A 19,927-nucleotide genomic window follows, 5' to 3' on the forward strand; every position below is an offset into this window, starting at 1 on the left:
TCAGGGTTCGTTCACGAAGGCGGTGGTCGAAAACATCGCAACATCGCCGTTGCCGTCCTTGGAGACTTGGTTGCCAAGCCCCACGGTCGGGAAAATCGGGGCGATCTTGATACAGGCCCGCATGATCATCAGTTCGTTGCCCTTGCCGTGCACAAAGGCGCGGACCGGGGCGATCTCTTCGGATTTGTCGATGCAATCCGCCGAGGCCGGCAGGCTGGTGTAGCTGCGCGGATCGACCGGCTGCATCTCAAGCCGCAGGCTGTTGTCGCAATCGGGAAGGAACCCGGCATAGCGGCAGATCTCGGATTTGACCTTGGCGTGGGTCGGGTCTTCGATAAAACCAAGGCGCAGATCGCGCACGGCCATATCCAACCCGCGTTCCAGCATCGTCTGGCGGAAGGTCATCAGACCCATTTCCACCGACGACAGCATGAACATCAGGAAGACCGGGAACATCACCGCGAAATCGGCGATAACGGTCCCTTTTTCATCCTTAAGCCAATGGCGCAGACGCGCCCGAAGGGTGCGGTTCTTAGTCATCACAGGGTCAGCCTTAGTTGCTGAAGCTGGCGTGCGATCGAGGCGAAGGCGTCAGAGATGCTTACACCTTCCACGCGGTAGAAATGCGACGGGGAGGAGGCGCAGAGTTCCATCTGAGCAGCCGAGGTATCGTCGATCTCGAACCCGATCGAGTAAATGATGATGCCTTCGTTCTTGGCCGCGGTGCAGATGTTCTGCAGCAGGGAGTCCGCCATCGTGCCAGTGTAGTAGACGTCGTAAAGATCGTCGCGCACGCTGGAGTCCACATCGTATTCCCAGTCGCTCATGGCCCACTTGGCCCAATGCGCGCGCATGTCCGGCGTGTCGTAGGCGAAGTCCTTGATGCGGTTGGTTTGCGTGTTGATGCCGTCGGTCATGACCACCAGAACCTTCAGGGTCTGGCTGCCATTGTCGGCGGGACGGCCGCGGAAGGCTTCGTCAATCTTGCTGGCGTCGACAAGGCTGGTGATGACAGGACGGAATGCCTGATCCAGAAGCGCGACACCCCATTTCACACCGATGTGGATCGAGGTGCGTTCGCGGCCCGTCAGCTGGTTGATCTGTGATTTCAGCGCGCTTGCGTTCTGGCTGTGCGGGGTCACCGTTTCATAGCTTTGCGTCGGGCAGGAGATATAGTTGAAGCCGCTGTCGACGTGGCTGAAGTGCTGGCCCTGCAGATAGTGATCGCCCGGGTTGACCGCAGTGGTAGAGAAATCAGCCGGCGTCAGCTGGACGCAGTAGGAATAGCTGTGCACCTGCCGCACGTTCAGGCGGCTCATAAGATCCCAGCCGATATTCACGTCGCCAGTATAGGGGACCAAGGACAGCGACACACGATCGCGGGAGTCGCTGTTGATCACCGTGTCGACGAATTCGTTGGCCGCCGTGTGCAGGCGGGTCATGCGGTTGTTTTCATCCATGGAGCCAGAGATATCCAGAACCAGCGACACCTCGGAATTGCCGTAAGCCTGTTCCGCGCGGCCGATGGCCGGGACGGTGAAGGTCGGGAAGCCGAGGTTCTTAAGGAAGGGCGTCTGCACCTCGGCGCTCAGGTCCACGGTAACCGAGGTCGACAGGCCGACGCCGCCGATGGTGATATCGTCTTCGGAAATGTAGGACGCCAGATTTGCCTTGGCGAAGTAATCCATGACCACCTGCTTTGGCTGCAGGGTGTTGTCTTTGTGCGCGGCGGCCAGCGCAGCCGAATCGACGGTCTGCTGCAGGCGCGTCCGTTCCATTTCGGTGCGCATAAGGTCGACGCCAACGCCGGCGACGGTGAACATGATCAACATCATCATCATCACAAGCGCCAACATCACGCCGTCTTCGGCGCGGGCAAAGTGATTGATTTCATGTGCAAAACGCTGACGCAGCTTTTGGGCCAGCGGCGATGTTCCGACGGATCTGCTCATCTCGTTACCTCTCAACGTCTTGCGGGCCCGAAGTGGGGGGTGGGCGGGTGCGGACGCTCGTTCACAAAGAAATTGTTAACGATGGATTCGGGCTGAAATGGGGCGGCAATGGGGTCTGGGGATGGAAAACAGCGGGTTTTCATAACAATCCCCCAGCCGACCGACAGACTGTCCCAAGGCGGTTTTCCCAAGCCTTGGCGCGGTTAAGCTTTTCGAAAAGCCTGCCATTCCAAGCTATCGCCCAGCCGGATCGCGGTGTTACGCTGATCAAAACGGAGAGGAGTCGCCATGACAGACCAGAGCCCGAACGCCGAACCGAGTTTCCGCCAAAGCGTCGATCTGATGTTCAACCGGGCCGTGTCCCTGATGGACCTCCCTCCGGGGCTTGAGGAAAAGATCAGGGTCTGTAATGCCACCTACACCGTGCGGTTCGGTGTTCGTCTGCGAGGCCAGATCCGAACGTTCACCGGCTACCGGTCCGTCCATTCCGAACATATGGAGCCTGTGAAAGGCGGTATCCGATACTCCATGGCCGTCAATCAGGATGAGGTCGAAGCGCTCGCCGCCCTGATGACCTACAAATGCGCACTGGTCGAAGCGCCCTTCGGCGGCTCCAAGGGGGGGCTTTGCGTCGATCCTCGCGAATGGGAAGAGCATGAGCTGGAACAGATCACCCGCCGCTTTGCTTATGAACTGGCCAAGCGCGATTTGATCCACCCGGCGCAGAACGTGCCCGCCCCCGACATGGGTACGGGCGAACGCGAAATGGCATGGATCGCGGATCAATACCGCCGCATGAACACCACCGACATCAACTCTGCCGCCTGTGTCACGGGCAAACCGACCAATGCGGGTGGCATCCAGGGCCGGGTCGAGGCGACAGGCCGTGGCGTGCAATATGCCCTGCGCGAATATTTCCGTGACAGCCGGGATGTCGAAGCGGCGCATATGACCGGCACGCTTGAAGGCAAATCCGTCATCGTTCAGGGCCTTGGCAACGTGGGCTACCACGCCGCGCATTTCTTGCAGACCGAAGACGGCTGCACCATCAAGGCGATCATCGAACACGACGGCGCCCTGCTGGATCATCGCGGGTTGGACGTCGAGAAAGTGCGCGAGTGGATCAACACTCACGGCGGTGTCTCGGGCTATCCCGACGCGCGGCATTTCGAGGACGGCACCATACTGCTGGAAGAAGAATGCGACATCCTGATCCCTGCCGCGCTGGAAGGCGTGATCAACCTAAGCAACGCCGGCAATATCCAAGCCAAGCTGATCATCGAGGCCGCGAACGGCCCGATCACGGCGGGCGCGGACAATATCCTGCGCGAACGCAACGTGGTGATCATCCCGGACCTTTACGCCAACGCGGGCGGGGTCACGGTGTCCTATTTCGAATGGGTGAAAAACCTTAGCCATATCCGATTTGGCCGCATGCAACGCCGTCAGGAAGAGGCGCGGCACGAGCTGATCGTGAAAGAGCTGGAGAGGCTGGACCGCTATCTTGGCAACGCGTGGTCGCTGACACCGGACTTCAAGAACAAGTACCTGCGCGGCGCGGATGAGTTGGAACTGGTCCGCTCGGGCCTCGACGACACGATGCGCAGCGCGTTCCAATCCATGCGCGAGATCTACCACGGGCGCAGCGACGTGACCGATCTGCGCACCGCGGCCTATATCGTCGGCATCACCCGCGTGGCGGACAGCTACCGCGCCAAGGGGCTGTAGACCCGTCAGGGGCGAAACAGCACCTCGGCCAGATTGTTCATCGAGTAGTTGAAATAAAAGTCTTTGCCGGACCGCAATTTTGCCTTCAGGGCCAGTTTCGCGGTCTGGCCGCCCAATTGGGTCCAAGCCCGATGCATCTTCCAGATCGGGACTGAGGCACGCATGACAGCTAGCCGGTCTCCGTCTCCGGCGGGGACGTCGCATCCCTGTGGCCGCCCGGACGCCATTTCATAGAAATCGGCATAACAGGAGGCCTTCATCCAGCCGACATAGTCGAAGCGTCCGTATTGCGTGAACGAAACGCTGACCATAGTCGCGATCTGCGTATCGGTTCGCATGTCCAGCGCAGTAATCGCGACGATCGGGTCATCGACATTTTTCGCGTCTTCCAGATCGGTGATGAAGTCGAAAACGATGCTCGCGTCGTCCCAAGTGATATGGGCGCAGCTCATCTCGGGCTGCGGATTTGCCCCTCCGGTAGCGGCATCGCAATCGTCATGTCGGATAAACTCCCGTTTGATCGGCGGCCCGGCCCGGCGGAAATCCACGTCAGTGGCCTCGGTTCTGCCCGCCCATTTCAGGGTCGCGGCCATCACATCGTTGGTGAAGAAAGATTCACTGCCGTACTGAGCGCCGCGCGATTTGTAATTCGGCTTCTCGTGGACCGCGCGAGCATTCCATTCGGCCTGCGCCGGACTAGCCAGGGCAATCGCCGCAAGCCCCGAGCACATTGCGCGTCGTAAATAGGTTTTCATGAAGACCTCTGATAGGACAATACCGCCATAAGCGGGCATTTCGCAGACCCGGGCAAGATGGATTTCGTCCGCGCAGCGCATCACCGCGATGATCATTTAAGCAGGGTGTCGCAAACAGACCTGTCAAAGTCGGCGGCCCGTGTTGCAATCGTTTCCTTTGCTTGCTTTGCTCGGCTTTCAGAGTCGGAGGCCCAGATGCGGTTCGATGCGCTACAAATCCTGAAACAGGGCCTGACGGGCAACAAAGGCTGGGGCCCCCATTGGCGCGATCCGGCGCCCAAGGATGCCTATGACATCGTCATCATCGGCGGCGGCGGGCACGGGTTAGCAACGGCGTTCTATCTGGCCAAGGAACACGGGCTGACCAATGTCGCCGTGCTGGAAAAGGGCTATCTGGGCGGCGGTAACGTGGGTCGGAACACCACCATCGTACGCGCCAACTACTTCTTGCCCGGCAATTCCGAGTTCTATTCTCATTCGCTGAAGCTGTGGGAAAAGTTAGAGTTCGACCTGAACTACAATGTCATGCATTCGCAGCGGGGGCTGATTAACCTGTTCCATTCCGATGGTCAGCGTGATGCCGCAGTGCGCCGTGGGAACGCGATGATCAATCAGGGCGACGATGCGATTCTTTTGGACGGTGACGCGTTGCGCAAAAAACTGCCCTATCTGGATTTCGACAACGGTCGGTTCCCGATCTACGGCGGGCTGTATCACCCGCGCGGCGGTACCGCCCGGCACGATGCCGTGGCTTGGGGGTTGGCGCGGGGCGCGTCCGACCGGGGCGTCGATCTGATCCAGAACTGCGAAGTTACGGGGATCGACATCGAAGGTGGCAAGGTGACGGGGGTGCAGACCTCTCGCGGGGCGATCCGCGCGCGCAAGGTTGCCATCGTCACTGCAGGCCGGTCGGGGCAGGTGGCGGCCATGGCGGGGCTACGCCTGCCGATCGAAAGCCACATCCTGCAGGCTTTTGTCACCGAAGGGCTGAAGCCGGTGATCGACAATGTCGTCACATTCGGCATGGGCCATTTCTACATCAGCCAATCCGACAAAGGCGGGCTGGTCTTTGGTGGCGATCTGGATTTCTACCCATCCTACGCGCAGCGCGGCAACCTACCCACGGCAGAGCATGTGATGGAGGCTGGCATGACCCTGATGCCGATGATCGGACGGGCCAAGATGCTGCGATCCTGGGGCGGGATCATGGACATGACGCCCGACGGGTCCCCCATCATTGATAAGGCGCCTATCGACGGGCTCTATCTGGATTGCGGCTGGTGCTATGGCGGCTTCAAGGCGGTGCCGGGGTCGGGCTTTGCCTTGGCGCATCTGCTGGCAACGGACAGGCCCCACGACAGCGCGGCGGGCTTCCGGTTGGATCGGTTCACGACGGGGCGCGGTCTGATGGACGAAGAAGGCAAGGGGGCGCAGCACAACCTGCACTAGCGGGCTGTGGCGGGGGCGGGCGCCTCCGGCGGGAGTATTTCGGGAAAGATGAAGACAAGACCATGAGATTAACCTGCCCGCATTGCGGAGAGCGTGACCGCCGTGAATTTATGTTCGGCGGCGCGGCCTTGCCCCGACCCGCGTCCGGCGACTGGGGGCCGGAATGGGACGATTACCTGCACCTGCGCGACAACCCGGCGGGGGCCAGCCGGGAATATTGGCAACATGCCTCTGGTTGTTCCGCATGGCTGGTGGTTGAGCGTGATACCGTCACCCATGCCGTCTATTCCGTGGCCGAGGTGCCGTCATGAGACTGGGGCAGGGCGGACAGATCAATCGCGACCGGCGGGTCGATTTCACCTTTGACGGGCATGCATATCAGGGGTTTGAGGGCGACACCGTCGCCTCGGCCCTTCTTGCGAATGGCGCGCGCACCGTGGCGCGGTCATTCAAATATCACCGTCCGCGCGGCATCCTGAGTGCCGGCAGTGAAGAGCCGAACGCGCTGGTCACGCTGGGTCGCGGCGCGGGGCAGGAACCCAACGCCCGCGCCACTATGGTCGAGTTGCGCGACGGCTTGCAGGTCTTCAGCCAGAACGCCTGGCCGTCGGTCGGGTTCGACGCGCTAGAGGTCAACGACCTGATGTCGCCCTTCCTGTCTGCGGGGTTCTATTACAAGACCTTTATCGGCCCGCGTCTGCCCGGCGCGCGCCTTTGGGAACGCGTGTTCGAGCCTGCAATCCGCCGCGCAGCAGGTCTGGGGCGATTGTCCTGCGACCCGACCGGCATGGTGACGGAAAAGGCTTTTGCCTTTTGCGATCTGCTGGTGATCGGTGCCGGACCGACCGGCCTGATGGCCGCGCTGACGGCGGCTGAGGCCGGGGCGGATGTGATCCTTGTGGACGAGGATTTCCTGCCCGGCGGTCGCCTGAATGCCGAGGTCGAGGAGATCGACGGACAGACCGCCAGCGGCTGGGCGGCCGACGTCACAGCGCGGCTGGCGGCGTTGCCCAACGTGCGTCTGATGGGTCGCACGGCGGTGATCGGCGTCTATGACCAAGGCACTTATGGCGCGGTGCAAAAGCATCCCCCGGCCCCCGGAGCCCCGGAAGAAACCTTCTGGCGCATCGCGGCCAAGCGCTGCGTTCTGGCCGCAGGGGCCATCGAACGCCCCGTGGCCTTGGTGAACAACGACCGCCCAGGCGTGATGCTGGCGGGGGCGGTGCGGACTTACGTCAACCGTTATGCCGCGGCCCCGGGCCGCCGCGCCGTTGTCTTTGGTGCGAGTGATGAGGCGCATCGCACGGCAGCCGATCTGATCCGCGCGGGCGTGCATGTGGCAGCCTTGGTCGATGCGCGGGATGTGCCATGCGATCTGGACGTGCCCTATTATCGCAACGCCATGGTCGAAAGCGTTCAGGGGCGCGAGGTTGAAAGCGTTTTGATCCGCCGCGCCGATGGAAGCGACGACCGCGTGCAGGCGGACCTGCTGGCCATGTCCGGCGGGTGGAATCCCAACGTGCACCTGACCTGCCATTTGAACGGTCGCCCCGTGTGGAACGATGACCTGAATGCCTTCCTGCCCACGCCGGACGCCGTTCCCGGGATGGAGCCTGCGGGCAGTTGCAATGGCGCGCTGACGACCCAAGCCTGCCTGACCGCCGGACGCGACGCCGCGCTGCAGGCCCTGTCTGATCTGGGGATCAACGGGGCCGCACCGGACGTGCCGCAGGCATGGGACGCGGACCCGAAGGCGCAGCCGCTATGGGTTGTTCCCGGCAAGGGCCGCAAATGGATTGATTTCCAGAACGACGTGACGACCAAGGACATCGAACAGGCGGCGCGGGAAAACTTCCGCTCGGTCGAGCATATGAAGCGCTATACCACGCAAGGTATGGCCACCGATCAGGGCAAGACGGGCGGCGTCACGGCGCTGTCGGTTCTGGCCGACGCGACGGGCCGGTCGATCCCCGGCACCGGGACCACGACGTTCCGCCCGCCCTTCAGCCCCGTCCATATCGGCACGCTTGGCGCCGGGGGCGAGGGGCGTGGTTTTGCGCCCGAACGCTTTACCGCCGCGTACCCTGTGCACCTTAGCATGGGGGCCAGCATGGTCGAGGCGGGGCTGTGGTTCCGCCCGTCCTATTACCTGCGCGATGGCGAAAAGACATGGCGGCAGGCCTGCGACCGAGAGGCCCTGATGGTGCGCGATACGGTCGGGGTCTGCGATGTATCGACCCTTGGTAAAATCGACGTGCAGGGGCCGGATGCGGGCGCGTTTTTGGATTTCGTCTACGCGGGCACGATGTCGACGCTGAAGGTCGGGCGCGTGCGGTACGGTTTGATGCTGCGCGAAGACGGTCATGTAAAGGACGACGGCACCTGCGCACGTCTGGCGGACGATCATTTTCTGGTCTCGACCACGACCGCAGCGGCGGGTGACGTGATGCGCCACATGGAATTCGCGGCGCAGGTTTTGCGCCCCGATCTGGACGTGCAGCTGGTGTCGGTCACCGAACATTGGGCGCAGACGGCCATCGCCGGGCCGCAATCCCGCGACCTGCTGAACGACATTCTGGACACGCCCATCACGTCCGAGGATTGGCCCTTCATGGCCTGCGGTGATGTCAGCGTGGGGGGCATCCCCGCACGGCTGTTCCGCATCTCGTTCTCGGGCGAACACGCGTATGAAATCGCCGTGCCCGCCCGCTATGGCGAAAGCCTGTTTCGGCAGTTGGTCAGTAAGGCCGAGGCGCGCGGTGGCGGAGCCTATGGGACAGAGGCTCTGAATGTCCTTCGGGTCGAGAAGGGTTTGTTAACCCACGCGGAATTGGATGGCCGGACAACAGCTTATGATCTCAATCTGAATCAGATGATGAAGAAAGCTAATGTATTTATTGGCGCCGCTGCCGCCCGTCGTGATGCGATGATGGACCCGGACCGCCCGCGTCTGGTCGGCATCAAACCCGTGGGCGCGGTCAAACAGATCACCGCCGGTGCGCACCTGTTCGAGGCGGATGCAGAGGTGAGCCGAGAGACCTCTCAGGGCACCGTCAGCTCGGTCGCGTTTTCGCCGACGCTGGGGCATTACGTCGGGCTGGCGTTGTTGAAAGAAGGGCCAGAGCGTATGGGCGAAACCGTGCGGCTGGTGGACCACATGCGCGGGATCACCACCCTGTGCGAGGTCTGCCCCACCACCTTCTTCGACCCTGACGGAGGGCGCGCCCGTGGTTGAGCCTAAGATCACCCTGACCGCCACCGCACCGATCACCGGGGATTTGCCCCTGGCGGACGGTGGAATGACCCTGTCGCTGGCAGACCCCGGGTCGCTGACCCTGATCGCGCCGTTCAACGGGCAGGCGGTGGCCGTGTCACAGGCTTTGAACGACGCGACCGGATTAGCCCTGCCGGAAACGGGCCGGATGGAGCAGGGGGAGCGCGCCTATGTTCAATGGTTCGGGCGCGGACAGACCCTTTTGGCGGGGGGGGGCGCCCCGGATCTGCCCGGCGCAGCGATCACCGATCAAACGGATGGCTGGGTCACGCTGGACCTGACCGGGCCGAACGTCGCCCAAGTCATGGCGCGGCTGGTGCCAGTGGACCTTCGCGACGCCGCCGCGCCCGTCGGCACCGCGTTGCGCACTGATTTGCACGGGATGATGGTGGCCATATCTTGCCCCGCGCCGGACCACATCCGCATCATGGGGTTCCGGTCCATGGCCAAGACGCTGACCCACGCGATCGGCGACGCCATGGCCCATGTCGCGGCATTAACCTGAGCCGATCACAAAGCCCGCACCCCCGCTGGACAGCCCCGCGGATTGGCCGGATAATCGGCGCATGAGTCTGCCCCCCGGTTTCCTTGATGAACTGCGCAATCGCGTCAGCCTGTCTCAGGTTGTCGGGAAGAAAGTCATGTGGGACTTGCGCAAGTCCAATCAGGCCAAGGGCGACTGGTGGGCACCTTGCCCCTTCCATCAGGAAAAATCCGCGTCTTTTCATGTGGATGACCGAAAAGGGTTCTATTACTGCTTCGGCTGTCACGCCAAGGGTGATGCGATTTCGTTCATGAAAGACGCCGACAACATGTCCTTTATGGAGGCGGTCGAGGCCTTGGCGCAGGACGCCGGGATGCAGATGCCCGCGCGCGATCCCCGCGCAGCCCAAAAAGCGGAAAAGCGCGCTGAACTGGCCGATGTCATGGACATGGCGGTCAAATTCTTTCGCATGATGCTGAATTCCGGCGCGGCCGAAGGCGCGCGGGCTTACCTGTCCAAACGTGGCATGACGCCCGACCGTCTTGAACGGTTCGAAATCGGTTTCGCGCCCGAGGGGTGGCAGAACCTGTGGGATCACCTGCGCAACAAGGACGTGCCCGAAGACCTGATCCTGAAAGCGGGTCTGGCGAAATCCAGTGACAAGGGGCGCAAGCCCTATGACGTCTTCCGCAACCGGATCATTTTCCCGATCCGCGATGCTCGTGGCCGCTGCATCGCCTTCGGCGGTCGGGCCATGGACCCGAACGACAACGCAAAGTACCTGAATTCGCCGGAAACCGAACTTTTCGACAAATCCCGCAGCCTGTACAACCATGGCCCCGCGCGGGAAGCTGCGGGGAAGGGCAAGGCGCTGATCGTGGCCGAAGGCTACATGGACGTGATCGCGCTGTGCTCGGCCGGGTTCGAAGGGGCTGTCGCGCCCTTGGGCACTGCTGTCACCGAACACCAGCTTGCGATGCTGTGGGCGATCAGCCCCGAACCGATCATCGCGCTGGATGGTGACACCGCAGGCTTGCGCGCGGCGATGCGCACCATGCACGTCGCCCTGCCGCTGATGGAGGCGGGCAAATCCCTGCGCTTTGCATTGCTGCCCGAAGGCAAGGACCCGGACGACCTGATCAAGGCCGACGGGGCCGAAGCGATGCAAAAGATCATCGACGGGGCATTCCCGCTGGTCGATCTGCTCTGGCGCGAAGCAACCGAGGGCAAGACCTTTGACAGCCCGGAACGCAAGGCCGCGCTGGACCGTGACCTGCGCGAAAAGATTAAGCGTATTCCCGACCAAAGCCTGCGCCGCCACTACGGCGATGCAATCAAGGAATTGCGGTATCAGTTGTTCCGCCCGCAGCGCAGCGGCGGCACGTGGAAACAGCGCGCCCGCATTCTGAAGACCCGCGAGGTGACGAAGGCGTCGTTCCTGTCGTCCGGTGGACCGCAGGCCGAAGATCACCTGCGCGAGGCGGTGATCCTTGCCACAACGATCTGCACGCCCGACGCGGTGCAGGGGTTCGAGGGCCAGCTGGAACTGATGCGCTGCAGCGATCCCGAGCACGCCCATATGCGTGACCTGATCCTGATGCATTACCACGACGGGGCGGACGCGTTAAAAGCGGCCATTGGTGAGAATCTGGGCCCTACGCGCCTTGACGAACTCTTGGGCCAACCCCATGTGGCCATCTGCCCGACTATCCGAAACCCTGGTGATCTGGATCGCGCTCGCATGACGCTGGCCGAGGAGTTGGCCAAGCTGCGTGCACGCCGCGGACTGGCCGAAGAAATCGCCGAGGCGGAAGAGGAACTCTCGGGTGCCGCAGACGAAGCAGTGACATACCGGCTAAGCCACGCCGCCGAGGCCGCCAATCGCGCCGTCCAGCCCGTTCACAAGGATCGGGGGGATTACGAGATCGGGCAGAACGGGGCGCGAATCAGTCGGGATGAAAAGGGGGCGCTGGACGCTCTGCTGGAAACGATTCGCTTCGAAAAGGGCCGAAAGTGAACGATTTGGGTAACGGAATCCCAAAGAAATAACGTTAACCGGGTGTGCAGCGACGCGAATCACGCTATTGATTCGGGAAGCGAATCACGTCCGCCCGACGTCGTAGAACGCGACGCGAGAGACAGGAGCAGAGCATGGCCCCCAAGGATACTGATGACGACCAGCGCCAGGACGACGTTCAGGAACAGGATGTTTCCCTCGACCTGAGCCAGGCGCAGATCAAGAAAATGATCGGTGAAGCGCGCGAGCGTGGATTCATCACCTACGATCAGCTGAACCAGGTTCTGCCGCCCGATCAGGTGTCCTCGGAACAGATCGAAGACGTCATGTCGATGCTGTCCGAAATGGGCATCAACATCATCGAAGATGAAGAGGCCGAGGAAGAGGAACAGAAATCCACCGCCGTCGTGGAGACCTCCTCCAACCGCGAAGTCGCTCTTGGCTCTGGGACGCAGGAAAAACTGGACCGCACGGACGATCCAGTGCGCATGTACCTGCGCGAAATGGGCTCGGTCGAGCTGCTGTCGCGCGAAGGTGAAATCGCCATCGCCAAGCGGATCGAAGCTGGCCGGAACACCATGATCCTTGGGCTTTGTGAAAGCCCGCTGACGTTTCAGGCTATCACGATCTGGCGCGACGAACTTCTGTCCGAAGACATTCTGCTGCGCGACGTTATCGATCTGGAAACCACCTTCGGCGACCAGATGGAAGGCGACGAAGTCGCTCCGGTCGTCGAACCCGGCGCCGCCCCGGCCCCCGCCGCGAAAAAAGAAGACGACACCGAATACGACGCCGATGGCAACCCGATTGCCAGCGACGACGATGACGACGAAGACGAACAGGCCAACATGTCCCTGGCCGCGATGGAAGCCGCGCTAAAACCGCGCGTGCTGGAAACGCTGGACCAGATCGCCCGTGACTTTGCCGTTCTGTCGGAACTGCAGGACAACCGCATCAGCGCCACGCTGAACGAAGACGGCAGCTTTGGCGACAAGGACGAAGCCCAGTACCAGAAGCTGCGGTCCGAGATCGTTGAACTGGTGAACGGCCTGCACCTGCATAACAACCGTATCGAAGCGCTGATCGACCAGCTGTACGGCATCAACCGCCGCATCATGCAGATTGACAGCGCCATGGTGAAGCTGGCCGATCAGGCCCGCATCAACCGTCGTGAATTCATCGACGAATACCGCGGTCACGAACTCGACCCCAACTGGGTCGAACGGATGAGCGAAAAGTCCGGCCGCGGCTGGCAGATGTTCATCGACCGGTTCTCGGACAAGGTCGAAGAGCTGCGCACCGATATGGCGCAGGTCGGTCAGTACGTCGGTCTGGATATCAGCGAATTCCGCCGCATCGTGAACCAGGTTCAGAAGGGCGAAAAAGAAGCGCGTCAGGCCAAGAAGGAAATGGTCGAAGCCAACCTTCGCCTCGTGATCTCGATCGCCAAGAAATACACCAACCGTGGTCTGCAGTTCCTCGACCTGATTCAGGAAGGCAACATCGGCCTGATGAAGGCCGTTGATAAGTTTGAATACCGTCGCGGCTATAAATTCTCGACCTACGCGACGTGGTGGATTCGTCAGGCGATCACCCGGTCCATCGCGGATCAGGCGCGCACGATCCGTATTCCGGTCCACATGATCGAAACGATCAACAAGCTGGTCCGCACCGGTCGTCAGATGCTGCATGAAATCGGTCGCGAACCCACGCCCGAAGAACTGGCCGAGAAGCTGCAGATGCCGCTGGAAAAGGTTCGCAAGGTGATGAAGATCGCCAAGGAGCCGATTTCGCTGGAAACCCCGATTGGCGACGAAGAAGACAGCCAGCTGGGCGATTTCATCGAAGACAAGAACGCGATCCTGCCGCTGGATTCCGCCATTCAGGAAAACCTGAAGGAAACCACGACCCGCGTTCTGGCATCGCTCACCCCGCGTGAAGAACGTGTTCTGCGGATGCGTTTCGGCATCGGCATGAACACCGACCACACGCTGGAAGAAGTCGGCCAGCAGTTCAGCGTGACCCGCGAACGTATCCGTCAGATCGAAGCCAAGGCGTTGCGCAAGCTGAAGCATCCCAGCCGGTCGCGGAAGCTGCGGTCGTTCTTGGATCAGTAAGCCAGACACAAATCTTAAGAAGGGCGGTCCATCGGGCCGCCCTTAGTCATTCTGCTTGCAGCCCTGTCCCACCCCTGTCTATACAGATATGGAATTTCGAATGTGATGGGGTGACATGGCTGCGTTGCAAACCTTTCTTGATCAGCTTCCCTGGAACCTGCTGATCATTGCCTGCCTGACACTGGGCCTTGCCCCGTTTTTCCCCGAACCGCACATCTGGGAAAAGCTGAAAATGCTGGTGTCGGGCACGCTGACCAAGCCGATCGACATCTTTGACCTGTTGATGCACGGCGCGCCCTTTATCCTCGCGCTGCTTAAACTGGTGCTGGGGCGGGGTGCCGCAGGGTAACCCGTCAAAGTTGAAAAAAATACTACCGGCATGAAACCGAAATCCGGGGTCGTGCGTTGATGTCCCAACAAGGGGAACATCATGCACCGCGCACTTATTCTGTCTTTGGCCATCGTCACCGCACCGGGCATTGCGCTTGCCAGCATCAACCCGGAGCCGCTGGAAAACGACGCGCCGATTCTGACGCCAGTTCAATCCGACCGGATCGAAATCAAGGTCGCAGCAGAAGAAATCAACGCCTGCCGCGAATTGCTGTCGGCCGTATTGGGCGAACCGCCCATGACCGTCGCAACCGCAATGGGCGCAGAACCCGCACCCAGCCTGCCGGTCGTGCAGTGCGTGGTAGAGGCGCGGGCCGACTAAGACTGGACCCCGCCTGCTGGCCTTAGCATAACGAGGCGATGCAAACCCAATTCACCATCACCACCAATGGCCCCGGCCTATACGAATTCACCCGCGACGTGCGTGAATGGTGCGCGGGGCAGGGCGATGGGGTTCTGACGCTGTTCATCCGCCACACCTCTGCCAGTCTTCTGATCATGGAAAACGCCGACCCCGAGGTGCGGACTGACCTAACCGCCTTCTTCCATCGCCTTGTCCCCCCGACGACCGACCCGTCGATGAGCTATCTGACCCACACCTACGAGGGCCCGGATGATATGCCTGCCCATATCAAGGCCGCGATGATGCCGGTCAGCGTGTCGATCCCAGTGACAGACGGGAAACCTCAGTTGGGTACATGGCAGGGCATCTACGTTGTGGAACATCGCCAAGCGCCGCACCGCCGTCAGGTTGCCGCGCACTTCGGCGCTTGAATTCGCCCCTACCCAATCCCTTGCGTCTGTCTTATAGTGTCTGCGGACATATGGGGTGCAGCCCCATCAGGCGGCAGGTTTTAGGGGATTTCAGACGATGCGTTGCCCGTTTTGCGGAAATATCGACACTCAGGTGAAGGATTCGCGACCTGCCGAGGATCACGTCTCGATTCGCCGCCGCCGCTTCTGCCCGGCCTGTGGTGGGCGTTTCACCACCTATGAACGTGTGCAGCTGCGCGATCTGGTCGTCATCAAATCCTCTGGCCGCCGCGAAGACTTTGACCGGGATAAGCTGGAACGCTCGATCCGTATCTCGATGCAGAAACGTCCCGTCGATCCCGAGCGGATTGATCAAATGATTTCCGGCATTGTCCGCCGTCTGGAGAGCATGGGCGAAACCGACATCTCGTCCAAGGTGATCGGGGAAATCGTAATGGAAGCCCTGGCCCGGATTGACACGGTTGCTTACGTCCGGTTTGCCAGCGTTTACAAGAACTTCCAAGCCGCCGACGACTTTGACAAGTTTGTCAGCGAACTGCGCCCCGACGCGTCTCCCGACGAATAAGCATGTCTGCGGCTCAAGACCGCCGCTATCTGGCGCTGGCCCTGTCTTTGGGTCGGCGCGGGCAGGGGCGGACCTGGCCCAACCCGGCTGTCGGCTGCGTGATCGTGAACGATGGTCGCATCGTCGGTCGTGGCTGGACGGCCCCCGGCGGGCGTCCCCATGCGGAACCTCAGGCTCTGGCCCAAGCTGGCGATGCCGCGCGCGGCGCAACCGCTTACGTATCGCTGGAACCTTGTGCGCACCACGGTAAGACACCGCCTTGTTCGCAGGCTTTGATCGACGCCGGGATCGCCCGCGTGGTGGCCCCGCTGGAAGACACCGATCCGCGCGTCAGCGGGCAGGGCTTTGCGCAGTTGCGCGCGGCGGGGATCGAGGTCACGACTGGCCTGCTGGCCGATCAGGCCGAAGCGGACCATGCAGGTTTTTTCATCCGCACAGAACAGGGCCGCCCCTTTGTCACGCTGAAGCTGGCCAATTCCTTTGACGGACGCATCGCGACGGCGACCGGTGACAGCCAGTGGATCACCGGACCTGTCGCGCGCCGGGCCGTCCATGCCATGCGGATGCGCAACGACGCGGTCATGGTGGGCGCGGGCACGGCGCGGGGGGATGACCCGTCGCTGACCGTGCGCGACATGGGCGTGGACCATCAGCCGGTGCGCGTGGTGGTGTCGCGGAGGCTGGATTTGCCGTTGTCAGGCTTATTGGCCCGGACGGCCAAGGACGTGCCGGTTTGGCTGTGCCACGGGGCGGACGCGGACGATATGTTGCAACAGACCTGGGACGGGCTGGGGGCAGAGCTTATCCGCTGCGACGTCACGGGCGGCCATCTGGACCCGCGATCCGTGCTGCAGGGCCTTGGCGCGGCAGGCCTGACCCGTGTCTTCTGCGAAGGGGGCGGGGCCTTGGCCGCGTCGCTGCTGGCTGCGGATTTGGTGGATGAACTGGTGGGCTTTTCGGCCGGGGTCGTGATCGGGGCAGAGGGTACGCCTGCGATCGGGGCCATGGGGCTGGCCCGTCTGGTGGAAGCCCCGCGGTTCGAGTTGATCGAGACGCGCGATCTGGGCGGTGACGTGCTGCACCGGTGGCGGCGGTCTGGCGGCTAGGCGGGGGAGGGCGCTGCCCTCTTGTCGCTGCGCGCCAAGTCATCCGGGAATATTTACTGCAAGAGGAAGAGCCTAGCGGCGCCACAGCCATGCGGCCCCGGCCAGCGCCCCTTGGGCCTTGGCCAGTAGGCGCAGGGTCGGGGCGCGCGGCGTTTGCCCGTCTGACAGGCGCTTGATGGCGGTTTCGACCGCGCAGGCTTGACTGGTCAGGGGATCGAAATAGCGCGGGTAGTCGATCAGGGTGGCATGGACCAACCCATGCAGCGACGGGCGTGCCTGACGACGGGCGGGCACCCGGCCCAGATCTCGGGTCAGGCCCCAGCCCGCGTAAAAGGGCGTGCCGGTCGTGGTCACGGGCACATTGCGGATCAGCGCTTCGAACCCAAGGAGGGAGGTCATGGTCCAGACCTCTTGGACATGGGGCAGCAGCATCGCCGTGTCGGCATCCGGCAGCACCATATCCGCCCATTGGCTGGCATCGTCGACCACGCCGGGGCGCAGGCCTGCGACCACGTCGGGATGCGGTTTGTACAGGATGACGGCGTCGGGATTTTCGGCGCGAACACGCTCTAGCAGCGCGGCATTGGTGGCGATCTCACCAGCGCCGAGCCGGATTGAGGCGTCGTCTTCGACCTGTCCGGGTACCAGAATGCGGTGGCCAACGGGCAGGTCGGGCAGGGTGCCGCCAAGGTTATATTTGGTAAGCCCAAGCGCGATCAGCTGTCCGATCAGATGTTCCGCCCGAAGGTCCTGATCGGGGCGCAGGGTGGCGCGCGCGGCGATAAGGCGTTCAAGGCGGCTTTCGCGGGTGGGGTCGTAGTAGATACCAAGGTCATCGCAGGCCAGCGACAGGGGCGGCACCAGTTGCGCGCCCAGCCCACGGGATCGTAGGAACCCGTCCTCGATCCGTGTAGCTGTGCTGCCCTCGGCCGCCTGACCGGCCCAAACCATCGCGCGGCGGGGCGGTGTGGGCGGACCGTCGGAAAAGGTGACGCGGGTTTCTGCACCGAACACCTGTTGCAGTGTCGGACGTTTCCACAACCGCATGCCCGCCGCTTGCCAGCCGTGCCGATCCTCGCGGTAGGCGCGGGTACGGGCTTCTAGCCAATCGACGGCCTCTTCGAAGGAACACAGGCGGTCTTCGCATGGGTGGTACCACGTCGGGTAGAGGATCATCGCGCAGGCAAATAGCTGTGCCTTGGTCAAACGCCGTCCCCGGCGTGCGGCGGGGAACTGGATCGGGTGGCGGTCGTCGGTCAGGCCCCAGCCAGCGTAAAAGGGCCGCCCGAAGGTGACGGGGGTGTGGCCAGCCAAAATCGCCTCGAACCCCATCTGAGAGGTCACGACATAGACGGCCACCGCGCCCTCCATCAGGGTCCATGGGTCTACGGCCGCGTCGCACAGGCTGATGCGGTCGGTTTCATCGTCAGCGGTGAAATAGCCGGGGCGATGGCCTGCCGTGCTTTCGGGGTGGGTCTTGATGACGATCCGGGCGGCAGGGTGATCTTCCTGCGCCCAATAGAGCATTTCGCGAAACGAATTCGCATCTGTGCCGCCATGGGTGACGCTGGCATCGCCGCGGGTCTGGTCGATCACCAGCACATAGCCGGGGGTGGGCCCGTCCAGTTCGGTGTCATGCGCGTTGTATTTCGACAGCCGCGCCTCGCGAAGGCGGGCGATCCCGGCACGGGCGCGATCCATCAGGGCGGTGTCGTCCAGCGGATGCGTGCGCAGCAGGTTTTCCAGATCGGAGGGCGTTTCGGCGTCGAAATAGATGCCGCTCTGATCGATGCTGAGGCCTAGGGGAGGCTCTCCATCCCGGCCGGGATGGATCGAGCGTAGAAAGGCATCCTCAATCCTGACCAGCGGCGCGCCGGTCGCCTCGCTTACTGCTTCGCCGCGATGGGCATAGGGGGATCGGCCCCAGACCACGACGCCGTCATCCTCGGACGGTTTGCCCAGACGCAGGTCATATCCGGCCAGCGACAGGATACGCCGGACCCGCCGTTGTTTCAGAAAGCCCGCGTTGAAATAGCGAAGCCGCCGGGGGGCGACCCCGGCGGCGTCATCAGGTTCGGACCCGAAGGTCATGGATTAGTTTCCGAGCGCGGTATTCACCGTGTTCACCGACGACAGCGATCCGGTTAGTGCGGAAATCGCCTTGTCCCACTGGGTAAACGGCGCTTCGGTGACGTAAAGCGTATCGCCATCCCGGATCGCGAAGTCACGCGCGTGGAACATGCCGTTGGGCTGCGTCAGGTCCAGAACATAGACCATACGCTGTGCGCCGATCAGATCATCGCGGCCCAGCACCTGGTTGGCGATCTCGGCCGGTTCGTTCCGCAGCACGAAGACACCCGTGGGGTCGGCCGCGTTCGACAGCAAGCCGCCGACCTGCGCGATGGCTTCCAGCCCCGACAAAGTCTGCGTTTCAAACGGCACCAGCGATTGAGAGCCGGTTGCGCCAAGGGCGGTGAACTTACGGGTGTCCGCTTCGACCAGAACCTTGTCACCACCGCGCAGGGCGATGTCCAGTTCGGGGTTCTTATAGAGGTCTTCGAACCAAATCGTGCCCTTGTGGTTGCCGCGGATCACGGTGATGCGGGCAATTTCGGGCTGGATGGTCACGCCACCGGCGCGGGCAATCATGGCGGCCAGCGTGCGGGTGGGGCGTTCGATGGCAAAGACGCCCTGACCGCCGATCGCCCCGACCAGCGATACGGTCGAGCCGTCGCCGGCCAGACGACGCACCTGAACCTGCGGATCGGGCGTCTGGTCTTCGAGTTTCGCGGTGATGATGCGGCGGACGGCTTCGGGCGTGTTGCCCGCGGCGCGGATGCGGCCTGCGTAAGGCACAAAGATAAAGCCCGCGCCATCAACCTGCACTTCTTCCAGCAGGGTGGCGTTGGCGCCTTCAGACGCCAGCAAGCCGTCATCGACGTTTTCCCAGATCGTCAGACCCAGAGTATCGCCCGGCCGGATCGTATCCGACCCAAGCGCCGCAGCGTTGATAAACCCCTGAGAGAACCCAAGGGCAGGGGCCACGGCGGTGGCACGCGTTACGCGGTCGTTGACGGACACGACAAAGGCGTCGCCCTGTTGCATCACCGACCCGGCAAAGATTTCGCGTTTGTTCGGGCCGACGCGCGGCAACACCGCACAGGCGGACACGGACGTCATAACGGCCAGCATAACAACGGGCCGCGCCCATTTGGACATGGGGGAATTCACTGCTCGGTCTCCTCGACCTATTTTCTGCCTCGGTCTTTTTTTCTTAAAATAGCGGAATCCTGTGGATAACGCTAGTTGTTTGATG

The 19,927-nt window shown here is 62.3% G+C and carries 17 protein-coding genes; 12 read left to right on the forward strand and 5 right to left on the reverse strand.

Annotation, left to right across the window (positions count from 1 at the left end):
• A complete protein-coding gene (locus tag ACI3GR_RS04365; RefSeq protein WP_407492825.1) occupies nucleotides 1–540 on the reverse strand; it encodes a TadE/TadG family type IV pilus assembly protein in 540 nt (179 codons plus the stop codon).
• Nucleotides 540–1,952: a TadE/TadG family type IV pilus assembly protein gene (locus tag ACI3GR_RS04370; protein WP_407492826.1), complete on the reverse strand. Its 1,413-nt coding sequence runs from the start codon at nucleotides 1,950–1,952 to the stop codon at nucleotides 540–542. Before ACI3GR_RS04370 ends, ACI3GR_RS04365 begins: the two co-directional genes overlap by 1 nt.
• A gap of 288 nt (nucleotides 1,953–2,240) precedes the next feature.
• Here ACI3GR_RS04370 and ACI3GR_RS04375 point away from each other — a divergent pair, with 288 nt between their 5' ends.
• Complete coding sequence (locus ACI3GR_RS04375; protein ID WP_407492827.1) at nucleotides 2,241–3,680, forward strand: Glu/Leu/Phe/Val family dehydrogenase; 1,440 nt, start codon at nucleotides 2,241–2,243, stop codon at nucleotides 3,678–3,680.
• 5 nt (nucleotides 3,681–3,685) lie between these two features.
• On the opposite strand, the gene ACI3GR_RS04380 is transcribed toward ACI3GR_RS04375, so the two are convergent.
• Entirely contained in the window at nucleotides 3,686–4,435 is a 750-nt protein-coding gene (locus tag ACI3GR_RS04380; protein WP_407492828.1) for a hypothetical protein, read from the reverse strand.
• 195 nt (nucleotides 4,436–4,630) lie between these two features.
• Here ACI3GR_RS04380 and ACI3GR_RS04385 point away from each other — a divergent pair, with 195 nt between their 5' ends.
• The 11 genes from ACI3GR_RS04385 (at nucleotide 4,631) to ribD (ending at nucleotide 16,611) form a co-directional block, all read left to right on the forward strand.
• The gene (locus tag ACI3GR_RS04385) at nucleotides 4,631–5,884 is read left to right on the forward strand and encodes a sarcosine oxidase subunit beta family protein (protein ID WP_407492829.1); all 1,254 of its coding nucleotides are present in this window, start codon (nucleotides 4,631–4,633) and stop codon (nucleotides 5,882–5,884) included.
• A gap of 62 nt (nucleotides 5,885–5,946) precedes the next feature.
• On the forward strand, nucleotides 5,947–6,195 hold the full coding sequence (locus ACI3GR_RS04390; RefSeq protein WP_407492830.1) for a sarcosine oxidase subunit delta: 249 nt from the start codon (nucleotides 5,947–5,949) through the stop codon (nucleotides 6,193–6,195).
• The gene (locus tag ACI3GR_RS04395; RefSeq protein ID WP_407492832.1) at nucleotides 6,192–9,119 is read left to right on the forward strand and encodes a sarcosine oxidase subunit alpha family protein; all 2,928 of its coding nucleotides are present in this window, start codon (nucleotides 6,192–6,194) and stop codon (nucleotides 9,117–9,119) included. Before ACI3GR_RS04390 ends, ACI3GR_RS04395 begins: the two co-directional genes overlap by 4 nt.
• On the forward strand, nucleotides 9,112–9,663 hold the full coding sequence (locus tag ACI3GR_RS04400; protein WP_407492833.1) for a sarcosine oxidase subunit gamma: 552 nt from the start codon (nucleotides 9,112–9,114) through the stop codon (nucleotides 9,661–9,663). The genes ACI3GR_RS04395 and ACI3GR_RS04400 overlap by 8 nt, the downstream gene beginning before the upstream one ends.
• A gap of 61 nt (nucleotides 9,664–9,724) precedes the next feature.
• A complete protein-coding gene (gene dnaG, locus ACI3GR_RS04405; RefSeq protein WP_407492835.1) occupies nucleotides 9,725–11,659 on the forward strand; it encodes a DNA primase in 1,935 nt (644 codons plus the stop codon).
• Nucleotides 11,660–11,793: 134 nt separating this feature from the next.
• A complete protein-coding gene (gene rpoD, locus ACI3GR_RS04410; protein ID WP_407492836.1) occupies nucleotides 11,794–13,776 on the forward strand; it encodes an RNA polymerase sigma factor RpoD in 1,983 nt (660 codons plus the stop codon).
• Nucleotides 13,777–13,891: 115 nt separating this feature from the next.
• Complete coding sequence (locus ACI3GR_RS04415; RefSeq protein ID WP_407492837.1) at nucleotides 13,892–14,125, forward strand: RND transporter; 234 nt, start codon at nucleotides 13,892–13,894, stop codon at nucleotides 14,123–14,125.
• Nucleotides 14,126–14,206: 81 nt separating this feature from the next.
• Nucleotides 14,207–14,488, forward strand: coding sequence for a hypothetical protein (locus tag ACI3GR_RS04420; protein WP_407492838.1), 282 nt, complete (start codon nucleotides 14,207–14,209; stop codon nucleotides 14,486–14,488).
• A gap of 38 nt (nucleotides 14,489–14,526) precedes the next feature.
• On the forward strand, nucleotides 14,527–14,940 hold the full coding sequence (locus ACI3GR_RS04425; protein WP_407492839.1) for a secondary thiamine-phosphate synthase enzyme YjbQ: 414 nt from the start codon (nucleotides 14,527–14,529) through the stop codon (nucleotides 14,938–14,940).
• Between the two features lie 97 nt (nucleotides 14,941–15,037).
• Nucleotides 15,038–15,505, forward strand: a complete 468-nt coding sequence (nrdR, locus tag ACI3GR_RS04430) for a transcriptional regulator NrdR (RefSeq protein ID WP_407492841.1) — start codon at nucleotides 15,038–15,040, stop codon at nucleotides 15,503–15,505.
• 2 nt (nucleotides 15,506–15,507) lie between these two features.
• Nucleotides 15,508–16,611 (forward strand): bifunctional diaminohydroxyphosphoribosylaminopyrimidine deaminase/5-amino-6-(5-phosphoribosylamino)uracil reductase RibD, encoded by a 1,104-nt coding sequence (gene ribD / locus ACI3GR_RS04435; RefSeq protein ID WP_407492843.1) that lies wholly within the window; start codon nucleotides 15,508–15,510, stop codon nucleotides 16,609–16,611.
• Between the two features lie 72 nt (nucleotides 16,612–16,683).
• Here the strand turns inward: ribD and ACI3GR_RS04440 are convergent, their stop codons facing one another.
• Both ACI3GR_RS04440 and ACI3GR_RS04445 read right to left on the reverse strand, forming a co-directional pair.
• Entirely contained in the window at nucleotides 16,684–18,702 is a 2,019-nt protein-coding gene (locus tag ACI3GR_RS04440) for a capsule polysaccharide biogenesis protein (protein ID WP_407492844.1), read from the reverse strand.
• 3 nt (nucleotides 18,703–18,705) lie between these two features.
• Complete coding sequence (locus ACI3GR_RS04445; RefSeq protein WP_497204827.1) at nucleotides 18,706–19,830, reverse strand: polysaccharide biosynthesis/export family protein; 1,125 nt, start codon at nucleotides 19,828–19,830, stop codon at nucleotides 18,706–18,708.
• Nucleotides 19,831–19,927: the final 97 nt, after the last annotated feature.

This window comes from Pseudooceanicola aestuariicola (genome assembly GCF_045763785.1).
In the GTDB taxonomy this organism is placed as follows: Bacteria; Pseudomonadota; Alphaproteobacteria; order Rhodobacterales; family Rhodobacteraceae; genus Pseudooceanicola.